Here is a 19,186-nt window from a genome sequence, read left to right as displayed (position 1 = left end):
GGCGACAAGCGTAACATTTTCTCTCTCATATTGCTGACACTCCCACTTGCATGGCACAAAGAAATCGTGGCTACATTGATGTTGATTCACTGCAACAAGAACTGGTCGCCTCGGGTGATGTCGTTGAACGCATCGCCAATTTCTACAACGTATCATTGCCAGAACTCCACAAAACTCAGAACGAAACGCGGCTGGCTTGTATCTTCGCCTGCAGCAAAGAACAGGAAACCGGTGACCGTGCTATTTCCATCAAAACAAATCAGGATGGAGCCGTGTTTCGCTGTTTTCAATACGGCTGCACGGTCCGAGGAAACCTGCTCAACCTGATGTATCTGATGAAACACAATTCAGAACCTGTAGATGGAAAACTGAAAGGGCGAGAATTCAAGGAAATCGCCTCTGACCTGCAAGCACTCGTTACAGGACGGACACCGAAACCAAAAGCAGAAACACCATCAACACGCCAATCCCCAGCAACGGAATCGATGGAGGATGAATCCCCTCTCGTCAACATCCCGTTGAAAGACTCCGAAAATGAACGGGCACGTGAATTGGTCAATCTCGATGAACAGTTCATAACTGATGTCGCGGAGATGTCACCCAAAGCAGCCGCCTATGTGCGAAAACGCCCGTTTATGAGACCTGAGATCATGAAGAAGTTTCGTTGTGGTTACCTTCCCAATAATGCAAAAGGACTGTTACGCGGCCATTTTGTTTATGGCTATCCTGATGCGGACGGCAACATTCTGACCTGGTTCGGTCGCAATCTGAACTACGAAGACCAACACAAAAAATGGGAACGCTCCGGTGACAGTTCCAAAGAACCACAGAAATTCAAATTTGTGAAAGGTTTTCATCGGGGGCAAGAACTTTATGGCGAACCACAATTCCACGAACTCGCCACCTCGGAACAACTCCAGCAAATCGGCATCATACTCGTCGAAGGACCGAACGATGCGATCAACCTGCACACGCTCGGCATTCCGGCTTTGGCAGTCTGCAGTAATACCATTACCGAAACCCAAGCTGACAAGTTAGCAACCTTGGTCAAAGAAATTTCCGGTGGTTATGTCTCAGTCATGTTCGACCTGGACCATGCAGGTGAAAATGGTGCGAAACAGACAGCGTTGGAGCTGGCAAAACGATGCTGTGTACGTCTCGCGTGGACAAGCGGTTTTGCAGAGGGAAAATTCAAAGGTCGACAACCGGAATCCGTGACCGCTGAAAATTGGGATACGGCGATTCTCCCAACCCTAATGCATGTATCGTAAACTTCCACTCGCACGGCAATCCCGTATTTTGTTTTCGCTGATGGCAATTCAATACTAGGTGTAAGCAACTTATGCCGCGAAAAGATGTTACGCCGAGAAATATGCAATAACGAAGGGTTGAGGGGACGCTTTTCCTACAGCGGTCAATTTCACCGATGCGTGTTGACATTCTTTTCAAATCGACGTCCTCAACTGCTGCCGTATCTGTTCAATGAGTTTGGGTCGTCGTTCAGAATCCCGCTTTTCTTGATTCGAGTCATTCAACCTAATTTCTTTGTTCATCGCAACTTCCTCAATTGTCTCTTGACAGCTCCTCTCTCGTTAAACAAAATTTCACTAGACATCCCTTTAAATGGGTTATGCTGAAACAATTTCAGTCTAATTCAAGTTAGATTCCCAAGGATCGGTTCATGGCAAAGAAAAAGGCAACTCGACGACGTCGTTCGCAATCAAAGTCTGCTTCGTCGGTCGCCTCGCCAAGCTCAAAAGAAACTGCAATTGCAAACACAATTGCTCGCGCAACGCCAATCATCCGCGCTTGGGCAGTTCGTGATGAGAATGCCTACAAACAGGCCAAAGAAAACGTAGCGGCTGCACTTCTATCAAATTCGCATTCATCAGCAACACTTCTCGAGCGTGTCCTACTACTGGCGAGCATTCGCCTGAGTGTTCAGGGACTTCCTGGCTACGCTACACTCGACTTTGATCACCTTTTCCAGATCGACCGGGCGGCAGAGCAAATCACGACCTATATTGATGATTCATCGCAGCAGCGTCCGCTCAATTTCGTAATGCTCGCTTCTCCAGGAAGTGGAAAATCCCACTTCATAAACTGTCTTGCCAGCTCTCTGGCATATACTGGTATTCGGCCTATTGTTTTCAACATGGCAAGTCTACAGAGAAACGAAGACCTGATACCACCGCTGGAGTTTGCTCGAAACCTAAAAGTCGAGGACCACATCCCCTTGCTGTTTCTCGATGAATTTGACAGTTCACCCACAAACTTTCCGCTGTTATTGCCGTTGTTGTGGGATGGTGCCCTAAACATTGGGCAAAGGGAACTTAAACTTGGAAAGGTTGTAATTGTTATGGCAGGAAGTGATCCTTCGATTCCCGCCACCATGCAACACGCAAGGAGCATGCGCGCCGAGATTCCTTTGATGGATGGCCAGAGTCCAAAACTGGTTGATCTGTTTTCAAGAATAAATGGCGGTGTTCTCAACATCCCGACGTTTTACGATCGCTCAGAAGGTGTAGATCGAAGGCCTGACAAGCTCTGTATTGCTATGCAACTTCTGAGGCACAGATTTGGTCGCCAGCTAAAGTACGTATCCTCTGGTCTCCTCCGGTTCATTGCCGCAGCACACTTTCGGTATAGTGTTCGCAGTATTGCTCATCTCATAGATCAAATCCCCCAAAAGGAATCTCCTGAGACCCTATTCGCGAAAGATTGCGAACTTCCACCTTCCAAGGTGGAAACGCTCAAGAACTCTAGCTTGGCATATCATCTGATCCACGAGGACCAAGCCTATGGCATTGCCCAGCTCTGGAAAGAAGCATTTTCTCGCGAATCAATAGTTCCAATTCATTCCAATGTCATTACTCGTTACGGTACACCAACTGGGCCAATTCCAGACGAGTTCGCCGACTTCATTGTGCGTCAAATGCTCGAAGAAATTGGAAATGATCCGGCGAACCCGTTTAAAGCAAACTAATCAAGCGTTGCACGCGAGCGGGTGGCAGCGCGTGTTGTGAAATCAACGTCGTCTTGAAGTGCTTTAATAACTAGGATTGCCACATATCTACTCATGCGTTTTAGCGAACACCCTGTAATACCACGGTTTGCAGTACTCCCGCGCAATAAGAGTGATCATCTTAGACTGCTGCGTAGTGACTGATTTTTCTGTGTAGAATGGAAAATTTCTGAGGATCGAGAGCATCTGGGTTCTCATGGCAAGCCTGATCCAGCTGTTCTGCTTCTTCGCGTACCCGCAGGGCCACATTCACAGTCTGTTTCCCGATTTCAACCAGCAGAAAGTAGAGAAGTGCTGAGGAATTGTTGGCATACAGGGGGACGTCGCCATCCAGATTCCGAATCACATCTTCAATCGTGTGCAGTTTGTCGCGATGAATTGTGATCACTGTCGACTTCAGGCAGAGGAAAGAGACGTAAGGTTTTTCCGACTGATCCCAGCCCAGGTGCGTGGGCACTTCCATGTACAGCGCGTTTTTTTGCGACATCATGTGTTCGCTGCGTTCTGGTGTGAGACAGGCTGCCAGCACTTCCGGTCGCAAATGGAACGGGGTAAGCAGTTTCTCCAGTTCACAGGAAGCAGAGAGTACGGTTTCGGGTAAGGGGATCAGTGTTGAATTATCGCTGATTCCAAAGACGCGTACGTTCATTGTGATTTTTTCCTGTATTCAGCCAGTGCTGTTCTTCAACTTCGCTACCGGGACGGTGGTTGCTGATCCAGGTAACCCTGCAGGTTGAAAATTACAGTCTTTCTTTTCGACCAAGATGACATAAGCAGATTCAAAGTACAACCGGTTCTAGATTGGTATCGCGGCAGGGGTGTGTGGCCGCATGTATATTTCGGAGTTTGCCATTGCCAGCAGGTAACCGTCACAACCGGTACAACCAGACTACAGACTGTGAATGCTGCGTGAAATCCAGTTCGCACAAGCTGGTTGAGATCTTATTTTGACGATTAAACTCAAGTTAGGAGTTTTTGTCAGTATGCTGGTTATTGATCCTCAATCAATGTCAGAACGGCGTAATTATCACTCTGTCCCGGATTGAAAAGCTGTCTCATGAAATCTGCTGCCATCAGTTTTGCTCTACTGTCTATGAGTCTGAGTTGTCCTCCTGTATTGGCTGGAGAGCAGGTTGAATTCTCAGTTTCGGAATCGTCAATTCCCTTTTTCGAAACAACGGTGAAGAGCAACGAACCGTTCGACGATGCAGGGCTGGCTCCGATCAGTTATTCAGAGAGTCAGGAGACCTGCTGTGACTCTCCAGATGACTGTTGCCTGGGTGACGAATGTGTGGCCGCTGCCGATTGTGGTTATGCGTGCTCCGAGTCACTGTTTTCACGTGAGTATCTGACGGGCGATCTGTTCGGTGCCCGCTCGAGGCTGGCAGAGCATGGGGTTATTGCGGATATCCAGTTAACTCAGTTCTATCAAGGCGTTGCCAGCGGCGGTCGCAGGCGGAGGTTTCTGTACGGTGGCAAAGGCGACTACATCTTTACGTTCCAGGGTGAGAAGCTGGGACTGAATAAAGGGTTCTCGGCCATTCTGCATGCCGAAACCCGGTTTGGTGATGACATCAACACCTCGGCGGGCGCTTTGAGCCTGCCCAATGCCAGTATGCTCTTTCCGTTGCCTGGTCAGCATCAGACGGCGATTACAAATCTGATGTTCATTCAGGCTTTGAGTGAGAACTTCGCGCTGACGGCGGGAAAATATAATTTGCTCGACCTGTGGAACATGATTTATCCCAATACGGGACGGGGGATCAACGGGTTTATGAATGTGTCACTGATCGCTCCGACGCCGATTGTGCGTACCACGAACCTGTCGATCAACGGAGCGGGGGCACTGGGCTTGCACGAAGGTCAGGTTCAGAGTGCTCTGCTGGTATACGATACGACCAATTCTTCGACCACCGTCGGCCTGGATGATCTGTTTGACGAAGGCGCCGTTGTGCTGGGATATGGGCGGATCTTTACCGAGTGGCGCGGTCATCCCGGTTCGCATGCACTCCTGGGGAACTGGAGCAGCCGGACTTACACCTCGGTCGATCCGACCAGTTGGACCGTCATTCCCGGGCAAGGGGTGGTCGCTGCAGGACAGAAGACCGGCTCCTGGACGCTGAGTTACATCCTGGATCAGGTCCTTTGGGCCGACTGCTTTAATGACAAACGTAACGTGCGTCTGATGAGTCAGTGGATGCTTGCCGACGGAAATCCCAACCCTTACAGCTGGAGCGGTAATATTGCACTTCAGGCTCGCGGTTTATTCCGCTGTCGCAAACAGGACTCGATGGGAATCGGGTATTTCTATGATGCACTGAGCGGGAATTACAAATCGCTGGTCAGCCCCATTGTAGCGGCCCGCGATATTCAGGGAGTGGAATTCTACTACAATGCCGCCCTGACACCCTGGTTCTATCTGACGGCCGATCTGCAAGTACTCGAAGACGCTAACGCTGCCGATGATACTTCGGTCCTGCCCGGCCTGCGGGCTAACCTGCGGTTCTAAGGTTCACTTCGAAACACGTTTGCCAGGCAGAGATTCCTGATTGGATTACAGACATTCGTCTCCCAGCTGAGATTAGTTCTTCCCGGTCGTATCGTCGCCTTTTTGCTTCAACCTCACCATCAACCATTGTTGTGCCTTATCTTTTCCAATATGCAACAGTAGAGGCGCTTCATCTTTGGTCAGGTTATATATCCCGGTATCGTAGACCTTGCTTTGATCATCACCCACACTCCAGGCGCACGTTGCGTTTTCTTGTCAACGGCGCCATGAATTTGTTGTGATTTGTTTGTTTTCGTATTACTCAGATTTCCTCGGATGATTCCCTGAGGGTCTACGGCCAGTTGCATCACTAAATCAGAATTCGTTTGTGTAGTTTGACCGGTTTGTGATAGCGCAAAGACCCCCAACGGCATCCAGTTTTGCTGATCGCTGGAACTGGCCGTTGCACCGCTGGCAGCCAGTTAGCTGGCTTGTTCGGCAGTTCCCACATCCTGATTATTGACGTATATACTGTTATTCTGGTATTGCACAGTATTTCCATAATCATAATGGTTCGGTTTCGAATTGACTAAAGTTAACCAGGCCAGCATCGAATTCCAGCTGCAGGTAGGATTACGAAAAGCGTTAAAGGTTGCCGAACGCTCTAGATTCTGACATGTCGAGACTTCTTTGTACTTCACTGAGATGTTAGATTGGATTTTGTTATATTGGTTTGCTGGCTAGAACCTGTTTTTCTAAGGAGTGTGTCATGATTTTCACTCGATTCGCAACCGTCCTCTTTCTCTGCATCATGTCGACCGCCGTTGAAGGTAGTGAGAGGGTCAACATTCTGAACTATGTCCGCGCCGAGAGCGACATGCAGTTCAAGGGCTACGCCGACAAGGCTGGTGGCGTTGGCAAGCTCATGAATTTTCGTGAAGTTTACTCGGTCAAGAACCAAACGACAATCCGTGGCAACCGGGACACGTTGTACTCGTTCGGCGTGTACGACTTGGCAAGCCCCGTGACGATCATCAAGCCGGAATCTCCAGACCGATTTCAGTCTCTGCTTGTAATCGACCAGGACGAATACAACCCCGTGCTCAAGAATGGTGCGGGTAAGGTAACGCTGACCATCGACAACGTTGGCACACGCTATGTGATGGTGGTATTCCGCACATTCTGCGATCCTGACAGCCTGGAAGACATGAAAAAGGCGCACGCACTTCAGGACGCGATCAAGGTCCAGCAGGCGGCGGCTGGTAAACTCGAACTGCCAGACTGGGACATGGATTCGCTTGTGGCGACCCGTCAAATTCTCAACCAGTTGGTTTCGAAGCTCGACGGTCTTCCAAACGCCTTCGGGCAAAGGGGTGAGGTCGATCCAACCCAGCACTTGCTCGGTGCCGCGTTCGGATGGGGGGGCAACCCACAGCGCGGTGCGATGTATTTTAACGTTACGCCGAAGAAGAACGACGGAAAGATCGCTTACACTCTCACGATGCCCAAACATGTGCCCGTTGAGGCCTTCTGGTCGGTCACTGTTTACAACAAAGAAGGCTTCTTCACGCCCAACGACCTCAATGCTTACTCGTTCAACAGCATCACTGCTAAACGTAACCAGGATGGCACGGTGACGATCCATCTCGGTGGCGACTCCAAGGCGAACAATTATCTACCAATCACTGACGGCTGGAACTACATCGTCCGTTGCTACTTACCCGGCTGGCAAATTGTGGAGGGTAACTGGACGCCACCTGCTCCGCAGCCTATCGAATGATGGTCGAACGCAGACTGAGGTTAAGGGAAGTTGGTAGCGTTCTCTGAGAATTTCTAATGTCACATCGACCGCTTTCGTTTGCAAGTCACCACGATCAGTTTTAAAATGGATTTCAGGCAGACGGTTCACTTCTTTTTTCTGTGGTCCTTGGTTGCTGCACCTGTTTGTTTAGAACCGTTTTCCGTAATCGACCCTTAAAAAATCTAATTTTTCCTATAAACCTCTTCACATGTCAGATATATTGAATCAATAGTACATCACATGACGCGGTCAAGCACACTATAGAAATCCACACAATGCACTGTGTACACTTTTACTAACTCACTCTAACGGTACAAACTTGGCTTCAGGCTTCTGACCTGCGAGATAAGCCCGGCCTTGCGTCTCTACTCGCGCAGTGCTCGATGGACGTTGGAACCCGCCATCGATTCGACATACCAAATAGCGAAAACACTAAGCCCCCGTTTCACTGAGGAAATTCAACATGAATCTGCATCACGACACCCGACGCCAGGCGGTACATTCGGTTATCGGAGCAACGCTATTTATGATCGTCGTCCTTATGCAATCCAAGTCTCTGGCACAGACTTCACTCGTGGAGAAGCAACCTCGGATTGTACCGGAGTATCCAATTCGGTTCGGCGACAAATCCTTGGAAAGCACCGTTCGCACGGATGAGCGATACGGTCACGATGGTTTGTTTCAAGGGCCACGTGGTTGGTGTTATTGGAATTACCTGGAGAACCCTAGGCCGATTCAAAATTCTAACCTTTGGCCCGATATGAGGTCGACCTACTTCATCGGGCGATTTGCGATGCCGGCTGGAAGTACTATGACCTTACGGGGCAAATTTCCGTATGCAAGGTTTTTTCAATTCGCACTCTACAAATTCGAAAGGAACACGTTCGTCGCTTTCGGCGAGTCACTCAGAGGACCTGATATCGAACCAGATCCCGGGTCGATCAATCCGTTTCGCGTTGGGGCAAATCGATTGGATGAGAATCGCAATTTCACGATTCACGTGCTGGCCAAAGATCCGCCTAGAGACGAGGCGCAGCGTGCTACCAACACACTATACGTGGGTCGCAATGGAATCGACATTGAATCTGTGATCCGCATCTATCTGGCGGACCAGGATCAGGACGGCACGGGTTGGGGACCGAACGACTCACCTATCGCAGAGCGGGGACTACCGACCTATGAAGCTAAATTGGCGGACGGGACTAAGCTGACGTCCGAGCAAGTGAGAATTCAGTTTGCCAAACCAATTGTCGGTGAGACACAGAAGCCAATGAACGCTGAACAGTGGGTTCAGCTTGTCGAGGCCAAGGACAACGATCCGAAGATGACGCCCAGGAATACACCCGCTCGGATCCCGCCACGTTGGGAGAAATTCTGGACGATTGCGTATTCGGTTGTCGGCGTTTTCAAATCACCAGAAGCCCGCGGAAAGATCCCTTACGAAGGGGCAATGGAAGGTGGTGGGGAGGGACCGTATCTCGTCACTTACATATCTCGCCAGTATGGACCAGTGTACGTAATGAAGGGGAAGATGCCTACGTTCCCCGATACTTACGCTGGTACGAACGGCAAGGGTGCTGCCACCATGTCGCCTGCTCAGACACAGTACTGGTCTCTGGTCAGTTGTGAATCAGTCCCCAGTGGACAGGTCGTTGATGGCCTGACCGACTTCCAAATTCCATTGGACAAGGACCGAAACTACACAATCGTCGTGAGCCGTCCTGAAGACCGGCCAATCAACGCAACGCTTGAAAATGGCGTGGCGTGGATTAAGTGGAGCTCTCGCGGCGAGGGGCTCGACAATTCGAAAAACCGAGCTGACTTCGGGATGTTGATCTTGCGTATCATGGGGAACAATCCAAGTTGGAAAGAGCGGCCCGAAAACATTACCATACCAGGAACTGGAGAAGTGGTGATGGGACCGTACTTCCCCAAGGGCTATTACACCAACAAGGATGATTTTGAGGCGAAGAACAATGCGAAACATGAGAAAAATTAAACGATATCTCCTGACCATGAGTCTCCTTTGCTCGCTAATGACATTGGGTGCGTGCAATCAAAACCCGGCCACTGAGAAAGCCGGCACACCCGAGGTAAAAGGAACAGATATCGGATCAAAGTCTGCGGTCAATTCTGAAATTAAGCCAGCGGACACGACTGCCTCCCAGGATCATACGGATAAAATCACGATGACAACAGGGCAGGGAAAAACAATGGAACTTACATTACAGACCCTGTCGGATTCACGTGATTATCTGTATTGCGAGCTTGTATTCGACTATGGTGATGCTGGCAATGATATTTACAGCACTTCCCCATTGGGCCAGGGCAAGTTGGAATGGTGGGACGACCTAGACCTGGAAGCCCTCGCCGAGGAGTTTGGCGCCAAATCGGTATACAAGAACGGACCGCAGTGGTGGTCGATGGACGAGGTTGGCGTCATGGCGTCCCAGCCTGTTAAAGTCGCAGGCGTTAATATGGTTTTCGGAGCCCATCTTCCTCCCGGCACAATGAACATACAAAAATACACGGTTTTCAATCCGGCGAAGTTTCAAAACCTGGTATGGGAAGCGGGCAAGCCAGTCTATCAGATCGTGGACGCGGAAGGCCACGTATACATTCTGCAGGGGTATAAGGTGCCGACAGAAGAGCTTGCCACACTGGGTGAACGCTTCAAGCGACTGCCGGATGGCTGGGAGTATCGCGTGAACGTCCTGAAGGAAAATCTCATGATGAAGTTGACACCCAGAGAACCAATTCCATCCGTGCAAGATGAGTTTAACCAGATCTACATTCGAATATCGAAGTCCAAATAGGTCGCCATCGATCAACGAAACAATCGAGGTTCCGCCGCTCATCATTCGGCTGCTCGCCTCCACTTGATCCACCTGATGGACTCGATCAAACCAGTGCGCTGAACATCGGGGACATATCGACCGGTGAGTCGAATTACCCCAATTAAATCAGACTATTATCAACTCGATCAGACGGCACACCTGAAGATGATCAATTTTAAACCTTGATATGAGATCCCATAACAGATCAACTGGCGTCCTGCCATCTCGACTGACCTGTACGGTAAGCCCTTTGACGAGAACCAGGGTTTTGAGGATTCGTCCTCACTACTCGTCAATTAGCGGACGGCACGCTTAAACCACGGTTTGTCTCGGGCACGGTATCGCGGGCGAGCCAAGGTGCAAATTCAAGCCTATCTGACTGCAACGGCTCAGAATTTGAAGCGGCTGGTGAAGGCTTTTTGTTTTTTACTGTTCGCTAGGTGGTCACTCCGAAGAATGATCGCTACCCACTCTCTCCATATTCCCAGAATGCGAGTTTTTTCAACACGCCCGACCGTTTTCGCTTGCGCCAATGTTGAATCTAAAGCCGATAGGCTTAGTGACTTGTACCGCTTTGCGGTCGTTCCCTTTCGAGGGAATAGTGCGTGACCCACGAGGGGCGACCGTAGGGAGACGCGAGGCCGAGGGTGGAGCCATTGCGTCCCTGGAATGTGTCGGAAGTCTCGGCCTCGCGGGTTCCCGCCCGCGAGTGGTGTCACCTCATAAGGGGTGTTTCTTGGCTTTGCCAAGCCCCGTTTGGTCGATTTCCAATCGCCAACGGAATTGTAAATACCCCGCACCTGCCTGCGGGGATCAACGCGGGGGGTAGTGCGTCGTTACTTGCGGGGTGCTTGTAGTTCTTTTTTTCGATGTTTTTCTTTTTGTTTTTGTGCGATATCAACTTTCTGCTGAGACAAACAGTCCAAACATTGGTTTAATCGGAATTCCTCGTTCTTCTTAAAACGATCTCGGAAATAATCGCTGTTAAGTTGCTCGAACGTTGTTTGTTCGATTCTGGTTTGTTCATCAGACGATAAACCATTCCAGACGGGCAATAGTTGCTCTCTGCGACGTTTTTTCTCTTGTTTGGCTTGAGAGACCCGAGCATCGTCGGTCTCCGCTTGTGTCCCCTGTGCTTGGCTTTTCTGGAGTCGTTGTTGTTTCTTTTCCTTAAAGAGAAGCGAATCTGGTTTCAACCAGTTCCCTTCAATGGATCGTCGTAACATGCCAAGTGAATTACGATCCGGGTTTCGATGGGGTAACCACTCAATCTGCTGTTTGATTTCTTCCAATCCCCTCTTCTGGGATAAATCTCTGGCAATACCATCATCAAACCCTGCTTGTTGCAGTAACTGAAATGATTCCAAATTTTCAACAGCAGCAACAGTCGGTTCATCTTGTTGTTTGTTAGTGTTATTTTCTTGTGGCTTTTCTTCAGTCTGATTTTTGAACCGTTTGGCTGGTCGGGTTTCTGAACTATTACTGGTCTGGATTTTATACCGTTGTCGAGTCGCTGGTCTGGTTTTTGAACTGTTCTTCTCACGATTGGCTTGCTCATGCCAACGAATGGCATAGGTAGAGGCGCGTCGTTTATTGAGACTGGGATCAATCCCCCCTTTCTGGACACAGTGAATATAACCCGTTTCTATAGCGTACTGAATGGCTGCACTGAGAGTGGATCGATCACTCAGATTGACGTATTTCTGAATGTAGCTATACGACAAAGGAGCAATTTGACGTCGTCCCCCAAACTGGTTCTGATAACCCACCGTATGACGCAAGACTGTCCCGACCACCTTCACTACAGAAAGAACCTCCTGCCTAACAATGAGGTCGAAAAAACTGTTTGGAATTGGCGTGCGATATCCTTCACCGGCAAAGAACCCGTTGAATTTTTCAGGGGTCTTAGCATAGTCATTACCGGTATCCCAGCGAAGTGCATATTGAGCAGTCTCTGCTGCCTGATTATTCCCATTCGCCTTCCCTTGTTGGGTACAAATGATAAATCCAGCTGTAACCGCTTCATCCAATGCTTTCCGAATTGCTCCCCTGCTAATTCCAGCTTCATTGATGAGGTCTCGATACGAAATACTGATCTCCTGTTCGATGGGATTTCCTTCTCTATCGAGCCAACCAAGTGTTTTTCGTAACAGATAAGCCACCAGCCGAACCGTTCCACGTGAATGATGTGGCAGGCAGACATCAAAGAACTGATTGGGGCAGAAGAGATAATTGGCCGTCAGGTGTTCAAAGCCGTTGAATTTCATTTACGTGGTTTTCTGGAAATGAAACGGTTTAATGTCGGAGTCTCATACCACTTGTGTGATTTCGGTTTGGCCTTGGCAGATGGCTTTGATTTTGGGGTAGCTGCTCCTTTCGGTTTTGTGGAGCGCGCTGGCTTCTTCTTAGTACCTTTCTTAATCCCCTGTTTTGTAGAATCTTTCTTTGTCTTTTTCGGCTCATCCACGACGACCGCATCCACTGCCGCGTCATTTTCAAGATCAACAATTACATCTTGTCCGGACGGTGTCTCAGTTTTTGAGGAATCATCAACTGGTGACCCCCGCTGCGAACCAAGCAGACTGACATCTGCAAACTTCCCCATCACTTGGTGTACCTCTTTGAGAAGTTCTTTTGTGTCGGTGTGATCTTCCTTCAACGTGTCGAACATGTCTTTGAACATTTTGATTTGTTCCATGAACGATTGCTTGTCCTGCTGATGTTCATTGGATCGTCGATCATTCTCCTGCTCCAGACGGCTGATATGTGATTTCAAAGTGGAGACCAATTCGTTGTCTGTTGAGGTCAGTGAAGGTTTTGATTCTTCTGCCCTTTGAGATTCTTTCTCAGATTGTTTTTTCTCTTTTTTTGATGCCTCTTTATCGTAATGATCTTGCACCCATTCACGCCGGGCATACCAGGTCGGCGAGAGTCCCTGATTGGAGAGTTCTTGAATCAGTTCGAGCGTCACGTCAGTTCCCACAAGTTCCTTACCATCGTCGGTTCTCAGTTTGAGGTTCGGGAGAATTTCTGAGTCCCCTACCCTGACCGCCTGACTGAAGTCGCGGGTCAACGATCGATGGGAGCGACTGAACTCTTCTTCGATCTCTTTCTTAGTGAGATAACCTTCGATGGGAGAGGCTGACATAGCGCTGGGGGGACGACAAAATATACCGCCTAAGCGTAGCCCTGTTGCTGACAGGATGTCAACAATTTCTGTCGCCCCCTTACGACAGGATGTCTGTCACCCCGTCACATGTCACAGGGGGAGGACAAATAAGATATAGGCTTGCCCAAGCCGAAAAGGCAGGATTCTTTAATCGAGTTGTCATACCGCCATAGTTTGATGTCGGCCCCTCAACAGGATGACAAATAGAGTGACAGTCGGGGAGTCATGTCAGGCTGCCGCAGAGCAGAAAGCGGGTTACTGGCAGGCCTTCTTCATCCCGTCAGACAGTATGCCAGTCATCCTGACAGCAAAGTGTTGGGAGTAGGGGAGTGATTCATTTCTAAAAATGTGAGCAATAAAAACGCCCCGGTCGACGAGGCTTTTTCAACGAAGTTTACTTTGCATGACAATGACAACTTGCCACGGAAAGATGGAATCCCGGACAGTTGCCAATCTGAGTATTGGCTTGATTGACAAGTTCGTCAACCGCCTGCTGTGATGGGGGATTGTGATCCATAAAATGTTTGGAAAGAAGTAAAACTATAAGCACCGACTTTTGCTCGCCGGCGATTTCTTGTTTCTCCCGCAGTCCAGGTGGAGATGTGATGGAAGCCGTCCAATGATTCCATTTCTTGCTACAGATCAATGTCATGAGATGCCAATGTGACGGACACTCATCATACTACAAAATCACTCCCACTGGTTCACGGCTTTCTGGTAACGTGTTGTCAATACACGGTTTATTGTAATTCGGCAACTGACCTCTTACCTAGCCGATCAAAAGTTAGAAATGTGTGAGATGCCATCACCCCACCTTGTTGGACTCGAGAAACCATAACCCGTTGGCAATACACACATTACAGATTTAATTTCGGAATGCTTTGTTCGTAATCTGTCCTACACGTGGAGGAATACCGTCGTAGTTGGTTAGGGATCTGTCTGAAACTCTTCAAAATCCCACAAAATACGCATACACTATCTGTCTTGTTTAAAAAACTCATTGCCGTTCAAGAATGATTCCTATCCTTTGAATAAAGGTGAACACATCTCTGTACGATCACCCCATAGAGACGCCCTCCGGCTACTGTATATCTTCTACGCTGGTGCCGAAATACAGTCTCCTGATGACGACGGTTGCAAACTAGTGTTTAAGGGCAACACAAAACTGTACGCGTACGATTTCTGGATGCGATACCCTGATTATCTGGCCGATGAGTTATTGGATCTGTTCGACCGAACAAACGACAAGAAATATCTAGATGCGGCCAGCAAAATTTTTGCTGACGATGAACCATCCATTCGCAAGTTTCCAATGATCAGGTACCGTTTTGGTGCCTATGAACAGGTCGATGACGCGCTTGCTATCTTGCGAAGTTGTGGCTTAATCAAAATTGGTGGACGGAAAAAAGTCGCTCAGGTTTTTGAAACTAACTTCTATCTATTACCAATTGCGGAACAAGTTACTCAAGACATTATTGTTGAATATCCTGCGCTCGAATGGTATCCGAATCGAGCAAAACTTGTTGCCGAGGTCGCTGCCAGAAGAGGGGGCGCAGCACTTAAGGCTCGTCAATATGAGAAGATTGAGTATGCAGAGACAACCTTAGGAAAAGTCATCCCTGCGGTAACGGATCGCGTGAAAGAAAGACTTGAGTTTCACATCACAAAGAAGGCTGCGGGATAACTGAATAATGAGCAAGGCAAAAGAAAAGAAAGACTGGCTGGCCTCAATCGTAGATAAGTCAGATTGCAAAAAATCTTCGGTTGAGGAGATCTTAGCAAAAGGTCGAATACAAGCGTCTCCCGTCGCTGCAGCCCCTAAACATCTTCTTCTGAAAGAACTTCGTTTTAGTGGTGATAAAGTTGGCGTGGAAGGCGAAGGTCCGTTCGAATTCAAATGGCTTAATTTAGAACAAGGATTGTGGGGGATCGTATCAGACAAAAACCTCAAGGGGAAGACGTCCGTTTTTGAGATGATTCGTTGGTTACTGAAAGGGCAATCAAGCTCACATTTCCAGGACGATGTAAAAAATTGGATACGAAAGGCATCGCTTTGTTTTTGCATTGATGAAATCGATTATGAGGTGCAGTTCGAAAACGAAGAGGAGTTGCGGGGTAAACTGAGCCGAATTTCAAAAGATGGAAAGAAACGCAAAATTGGCTCGTTTTGTAGTGAGGAAGAATACGCTGATACAATGTCGGATTTCTTCATGCGCCAGTTTTCTATTGATGCGATTCCTATCTATAAAAATAAACAAGAAGGTGGTGGAACAACCACACTTCACGATTGGCAAGCTATTGCCGGTGTCATGTTTATTGGCACAAACTACGACACATTGCTTGGAGAGCTGCCATTCGCCACAGGTTTACCGCCAAAGCTGTTACAGATCTTTTTAGGGCTGCCATGGGTTTCAACCCATACAGCAATCAACGCATATCTTCGAGAATGTATAAGAGAAATTGAAGACGATGAATTATTTCTTGAGAAGCAGCATGAATCCAAGGCAGAACGAATCGATAAGCTAAAGCAGTCACTAGACCCAAAGCAGAAACAACTGAAAGAGTTAGTAAAGTCGGAAAACGTTGCAGAAATGCTGACAAAAGCATCCAAAAACCTTTCGCAAAACAAAGACTCTGAGATATTGTTGGTTTCAAAAATCGTAAACGCCAAAAATATTCTTAGCCAATGTGAAGCAGCTTACCTTGAGGATCAGAGAGAGTTGCAAATTCATGTTGATTCGACTGCGGCGAACGCCGTTTTCAGAGTACTCAATCCGACTTGCTGCCCGAGATGTGACAAGAAAATTTCTGAAGTCAAGAAAGCTGCTGAGGCAGAAACACACAACTGTTCTGTTTGCGGTAAGAAAGTCACATCCGATGAAGACTCAGCAGATGTCGAACAACAACTCAACCAGCGTCTTATCGCCTCAAAAATGTCACTACGTGAAAGTAAAAAGATACTAAAGGAACTCGAGGAAAAGCTCGAATCATCCCAGCAAGCCGCTGCTAAAATTGAAGATTCAATTCGAAAGCTTTCTAAAAAAATGGGACAAGTTGGTGAACAGGTTCAACTCGAAAAAGAAATTGCAGTTATTATAGCTCGTCTTGAAGAACTGCAAGAAGACGAATCGACACCATCACTACAAGAGCAAACGGTAAAGATTTTAAATGTTGCCGATAAAGAGACAAAAGCAAGATTTAAAGAAACTCAGTCGCAACTACTGGAGTCGGTCTCCCAACGAATTGTAGAGTTCTCGAATAAGCTGGGCATGACGAATTTGACGAATGCATCTCTAAAGGGAAATCTAAATTTGACACTTACCAAAGGTGGTAATCAAACGAGTTACAGCAAAGTTACTCCAGGGGAAAAGTTACGGCTCAAGGTTGCAACTGTTCTTGCTTTGATTTCGGTTGGTGAAGAACATGGCTTGGGTAGGTATCCTGGAGTTTTGCTGATCGACTCCCCCGGAAACAACGAATTGGTTGCAAAGGACTTGGATCAACTGATCGCAGGCCTTGAAGATCTTGCTAACCAGTTTGAACATCTACAAGTATTTATTGCTTCAATCGCATCCAGTGCCGTTCTCAAACACCTCGACGAAGCCAATATGAAACGCGCCAAGAAAAACGAAGCGATCTGGTGAAAAAATATAGCTCTATTGAAAATAAGATGGTCGACATTCTTGAAACCGGAGCTGAGCCTAAGATTATTAACTTTGGCTCGCTCGACGAGCTACTTGGGTCGTCGGAATTAATTGGCAGCTCGCCGTTACTGCCCGAATTCATTCTTATGGTTCTAGAAGATCCATGTCGTCCGGAAGAATGTTTGGATGATCATTGGAAGTTCATCGAGAAAACCTTGCCATTCTGCGTCAAGGGAAGTGCTCTAGCTGAAATCGTCGACTTGATTGATCGAGCAAATAAACAATCAAAAGAGCTCTTTCATGTTTACATGCAAATATTCTCGAAATCTGATAGCTCCATTGTTGCTCGATCTGCTGCTTTGGATGGAGCAATTCGATACGTGATTTGTGACCCTCAGTTGAGGTTTGAGTTAATTTCAAATCTGCTAACGATCACAAAAAATGACGACAAAGACCTAATTAGATGCACTGCCAAGATAATTGGTGTCGCACACGCAAACTGGCCGGAACCCGAACTATTCAAAAAACTAGTCGAGCTCGCGGAAAACCTTGAAGCTATGGATCAGGTCGCGTTTGAGATTGGTTCATGCAAAATTCAATTTGCATTAAACGCCGTCGATGCCGAATCAGTTGAAACGGAGTTTCATGATTCTAAATATTGGTTTGAGCAATCAATAAACGCTGATGACAATCGACATGATGCCGCAATATATTTGGAATGTGTGAAGTGTTTGCTGGATTTTTATCGCGGACGAGATATCAACGTAGCGGAAGTCTCATCCAATCTGAAAAAACAGGTAACTTTTTTACGAGCATGGAATAGAACCGACGCAAATCCGCCTTGGTTGTTTAATAATACGGTACAGCTTTTCTACTGGGAGATGCTCGGACACAAACTATCTCGCTTGAACGCTGAATTGTTGACACCCTCATGGTACGAACCTGCAATGGTCGTCGAGGAATTTCTCTCAGCAGTATGGCAATCAAGCAAAAGTCTGTTGATGAAGGGGGCGGAAACAGGGTTAGAGGCTTTTGTCCGCCCCAGAATCGAAGGAACGGTTGCAGCAAACATCGGTCAGGCTTACGCACTTAAGCAATGGCTGCAAAGAAACCCAAAACACAACGACTTTGACACTGTTCATGAACTAGCACAAAAAATCGACGCTGTTGTCCAAGAAAACTATTCTGGCAGTCATACAAGCATCCAAATTTTGGATCCATCATTTCCAAGAATTTTAAATGACACCAACGTTGTCAAAAAACAGTTGGTCCAACAAGCGATTAAGGATTCGCAGACACTTTCGCTAAAAAACCTGTCGGTGCATCAAGTGGCAATTATCGAAGACTGCATCAAGTTTGTTGAGAATCATCCCGATTACCAAAAAGAAATTTATCGAAAGCTCTACAATTCTATTTTGTTGTGGACTGTTAGGTTTCTCGACAGTCGCCTCGAAATGACGCAGAAAGATGAACCTGTGATCAAATACTTGTTCAAGCAGGATAACGGTAAGAAACCGAAAGAGGAAAAACTTCAAGCTGACTTCAATAATGTAATGACTTCAATCATCGGGGGAACTGATATTGAAGTAATGAATGTTGCAGGTGGCCGAGCAGATGTACTCTTTCGGCTCAATACTGAACGCATAGTAACGGAAGTTAAGCGGGAGGAACGTGACAGCTCATTCGATAATTTGATTGCCGAGTATTCTGCCCAAGCTGCCGATTATCAAAACGTTAGCGGACGGTTGGGGTTGGTCTTGGTTCTCGATCAAACGACATCGGCTAATGGCACACCACATATTTCAACGTTGGTAAAACCAACGCAATTAACTCGAGAAGGAGAGTCCATACCGAGAATGCTTGTTTTTATAAAAGTACCGGGGGAGCGTCTAAGACCAAGCGATCTTACAAAACAAGCGAAAAAAAAAGGGGCTGAACAAAGACGCGGGCAAAAGAGGAAGGCAAATTGATCACTTCAGTCCGATCCACTTCCAAAACTAACACACCTTCAATTATTGGTGCTCGATATCATCCTTCACAATAAAAATGAAATATCAGCTCAACAGCTCCAAGGCGCGGTGGAAAAACACTCAACGAATTATCGAGGTCCAAAATTCTACCAACTGATGGAGATTGGCGTGTAAAGCGGACCCACTTTGGCGCGGAAATGGGACCCATCTGGGGTTGGGTTAACCACGTGGGGTAACGTGGTGGTCAGTCTG

At 47.6% G+C, this 19,186-nt stretch carries 14 protein-coding genes; 10 read left to right on the top strand and 4 right to left on the bottom strand.

All coding sequences use genetic code 11. The features are described 5' to 3' along the window. Positions 1 to 50: 50 nt before the first annotated feature. Together Pan241w_RS27830 and Pan241w_RS27825 are read left to right on the top strand one after the other, a co-directional pair. On the top strand, positions 51 to 1,271 hold the full coding sequence (locus Pan241w_RS27830; protein ID WP_145222590.1) for a toprim domain-containing protein: 1,221 nt from the start codon (positions 51 to 53) through the stop codon (positions 1,269 to 1,271). 410 nt (positions 1,272 to 1,681) lie between these two features. Continuing rightward, on the top strand, positions 1,682 to 2,986 hold the full coding sequence (locus Pan241w_RS27825; protein WP_145222589.1) for an ATP-binding protein: 1,305 nt from the start codon (positions 1,682 to 1,684) through the stop codon (positions 2,984 to 2,986). Between the two features lie 160 nt (positions 2,987 to 3,146). On the opposite strand, the gene Pan241w_RS27820 is transcribed toward Pan241w_RS27825, so the two are convergent. Then, positions 3,147 to 3,674: a CorA family divalent cation transporter gene (locus Pan241w_RS27820; protein WP_145222587.1), complete on the bottom strand. Its 528-nt coding sequence runs from the start codon at positions 3,672 to 3,674 to the stop codon at positions 3,147 to 3,149. Positions 3,675 to 4,082: 408 nt separating this feature from the next. Between Pan241w_RS27820 and Pan241w_RS27815 the strand changes: the two genes are divergently transcribed. Next, on the top strand, positions 4,083 to 5,534 hold the full coding sequence (locus Pan241w_RS27815) for a carbohydrate porin (protein WP_145222585.1): 1,452 nt from the start codon (positions 4,083 to 4,085) through the stop codon (positions 5,532 to 5,534). A 461-nt stretch (positions 5,535 to 5,995) separates the two neighbouring features. Here Pan241w_RS27815 and Pan241w_RS29965 read toward each other — a convergent pair whose 3' ends face one another. Beyond that, the gene (locus tag Pan241w_RS29965; RefSeq protein ID WP_261344278.1) at positions 5,996 to 6,124 is read right to left on the bottom strand and encodes a hypothetical protein; all 129 of its coding nucleotides are present in this window, start codon (positions 6,122 to 6,124) and stop codon (positions 5,996 to 5,998) included. A 158-nt stretch (positions 6,125 to 6,282) separates the two neighbouring features. On the opposite strand from Pan241w_RS29965, the gene Pan241w_RS27810 reads away from it, so the two are divergent. The 4 genes from Pan241w_RS27810 (at position 6,283) to Pan241w_RS30055 (ending at position 10,760) form a co-directional block, all read left to right on the top strand. After that, the gene (locus tag Pan241w_RS27810; RefSeq protein ID WP_232107298.1) at positions 6,283 to 7,293 is read left to right on the top strand and encodes a DUF1214 domain-containing protein; all 1,011 of its coding nucleotides are present in this window, start codon (positions 6,283 to 6,285) and stop codon (positions 7,291 to 7,293) included. Positions 7,294 to 7,777: 484 nt separating this feature from the next. Then, a complete protein-coding gene (locus tag Pan241w_RS27805) occupies positions 7,778 to 9,313 on the top strand; it encodes a hypothetical protein (protein ID WP_145222583.1) in 1,536 nt (511 codons plus the stop codon). After that, entirely contained in the window at positions 9,300 to 10,130 is an 831-nt protein-coding gene (locus Pan241w_RS27800; protein WP_145222581.1) for a hypothetical protein, read from the top strand. Before Pan241w_RS27805 ends, Pan241w_RS27800 begins: the two co-directional genes overlap by 14 nt. Before the next feature lie 345 nt (positions 10,131 to 10,475). Beyond that, complete coding sequence (locus Pan241w_RS30055; RefSeq protein WP_145222579.1) at positions 10,476 to 10,760, top strand: hypothetical protein; 285 nt, start codon at positions 10,476 to 10,478, stop codon at positions 10,758 to 10,760. Positions 10,761 to 10,987: 227 nt separating this feature from the next. Here Pan241w_RS30055 and Pan241w_RS27790 read toward each other — a convergent pair whose 3' ends face one another. Continuing rightward, on the bottom strand, positions 10,988 to 12,418 hold the full coding sequence (locus Pan241w_RS27790; protein ID WP_145222577.1) for a hypothetical protein: 1,431 nt from the start codon (positions 12,416 to 12,418) through the stop codon (positions 10,988 to 10,990). Then, positions 12,415 to 13,299 (bottom strand): hypothetical protein, encoded by an 885-nt coding sequence (locus tag Pan241w_RS27785; protein WP_145222575.1) that lies wholly within the window; start codon positions 13,297 to 13,299, stop codon positions 12,415 to 12,417. The genes Pan241w_RS27790 and Pan241w_RS27785 overlap by 4 nt, the downstream gene beginning before the upstream one ends. A 1,207-nt stretch (positions 13,300 to 14,506) precedes the next feature. Between Pan241w_RS27785 and Pan241w_RS27780 the strand changes: the two genes are divergently transcribed. The 3 genes from Pan241w_RS27780 to Pan241w_RS27770 are packed head-to-tail and all read left to right on the top strand — an operon-like array spanning position 14,507 to position 18,934. Continuing rightward, a complete protein-coding gene (locus Pan241w_RS27780) occupies positions 14,507 to 15,004 on the top strand; it encodes a hypothetical protein (protein ID WP_198000197.1) in 498 nt (165 codons plus the stop codon). Positions 15,005 to 15,011: 7 nt separating this feature from the next. Beyond that, entirely contained in the window at positions 15,012 to 16,964 is a 1,953-nt protein-coding gene (locus Pan241w_RS27775; protein WP_145222573.1) for an AAA family ATPase, read from the top strand. Further along, positions 16,961 to 18,934: a hypothetical protein gene (locus Pan241w_RS27770; protein WP_145222571.1), complete on the top strand. Its 1,974-nt coding sequence runs from the start codon at positions 16,961 to 16,963 to the stop codon at positions 18,932 to 18,934. Before Pan241w_RS27775 ends, Pan241w_RS27770 begins: the two co-directional genes overlap by 4 nt. Positions 18,935 to 19,186 lie beyond the last annotated feature (252 nt).

It is taken from the genome of Gimesia alba (assembly GCF_007744675.1).
Lineage (GTDB): Bacteria > Planctomycetota > Planctomycetia > Planctomycetales > Planctomycetaceae > Gimesia > Gimesia alba.
The sequence above is the reverse complement of the archived record's forward strand: the minus strand, read 5'-3'. Positions and strand labels throughout refer to the sequence as shown.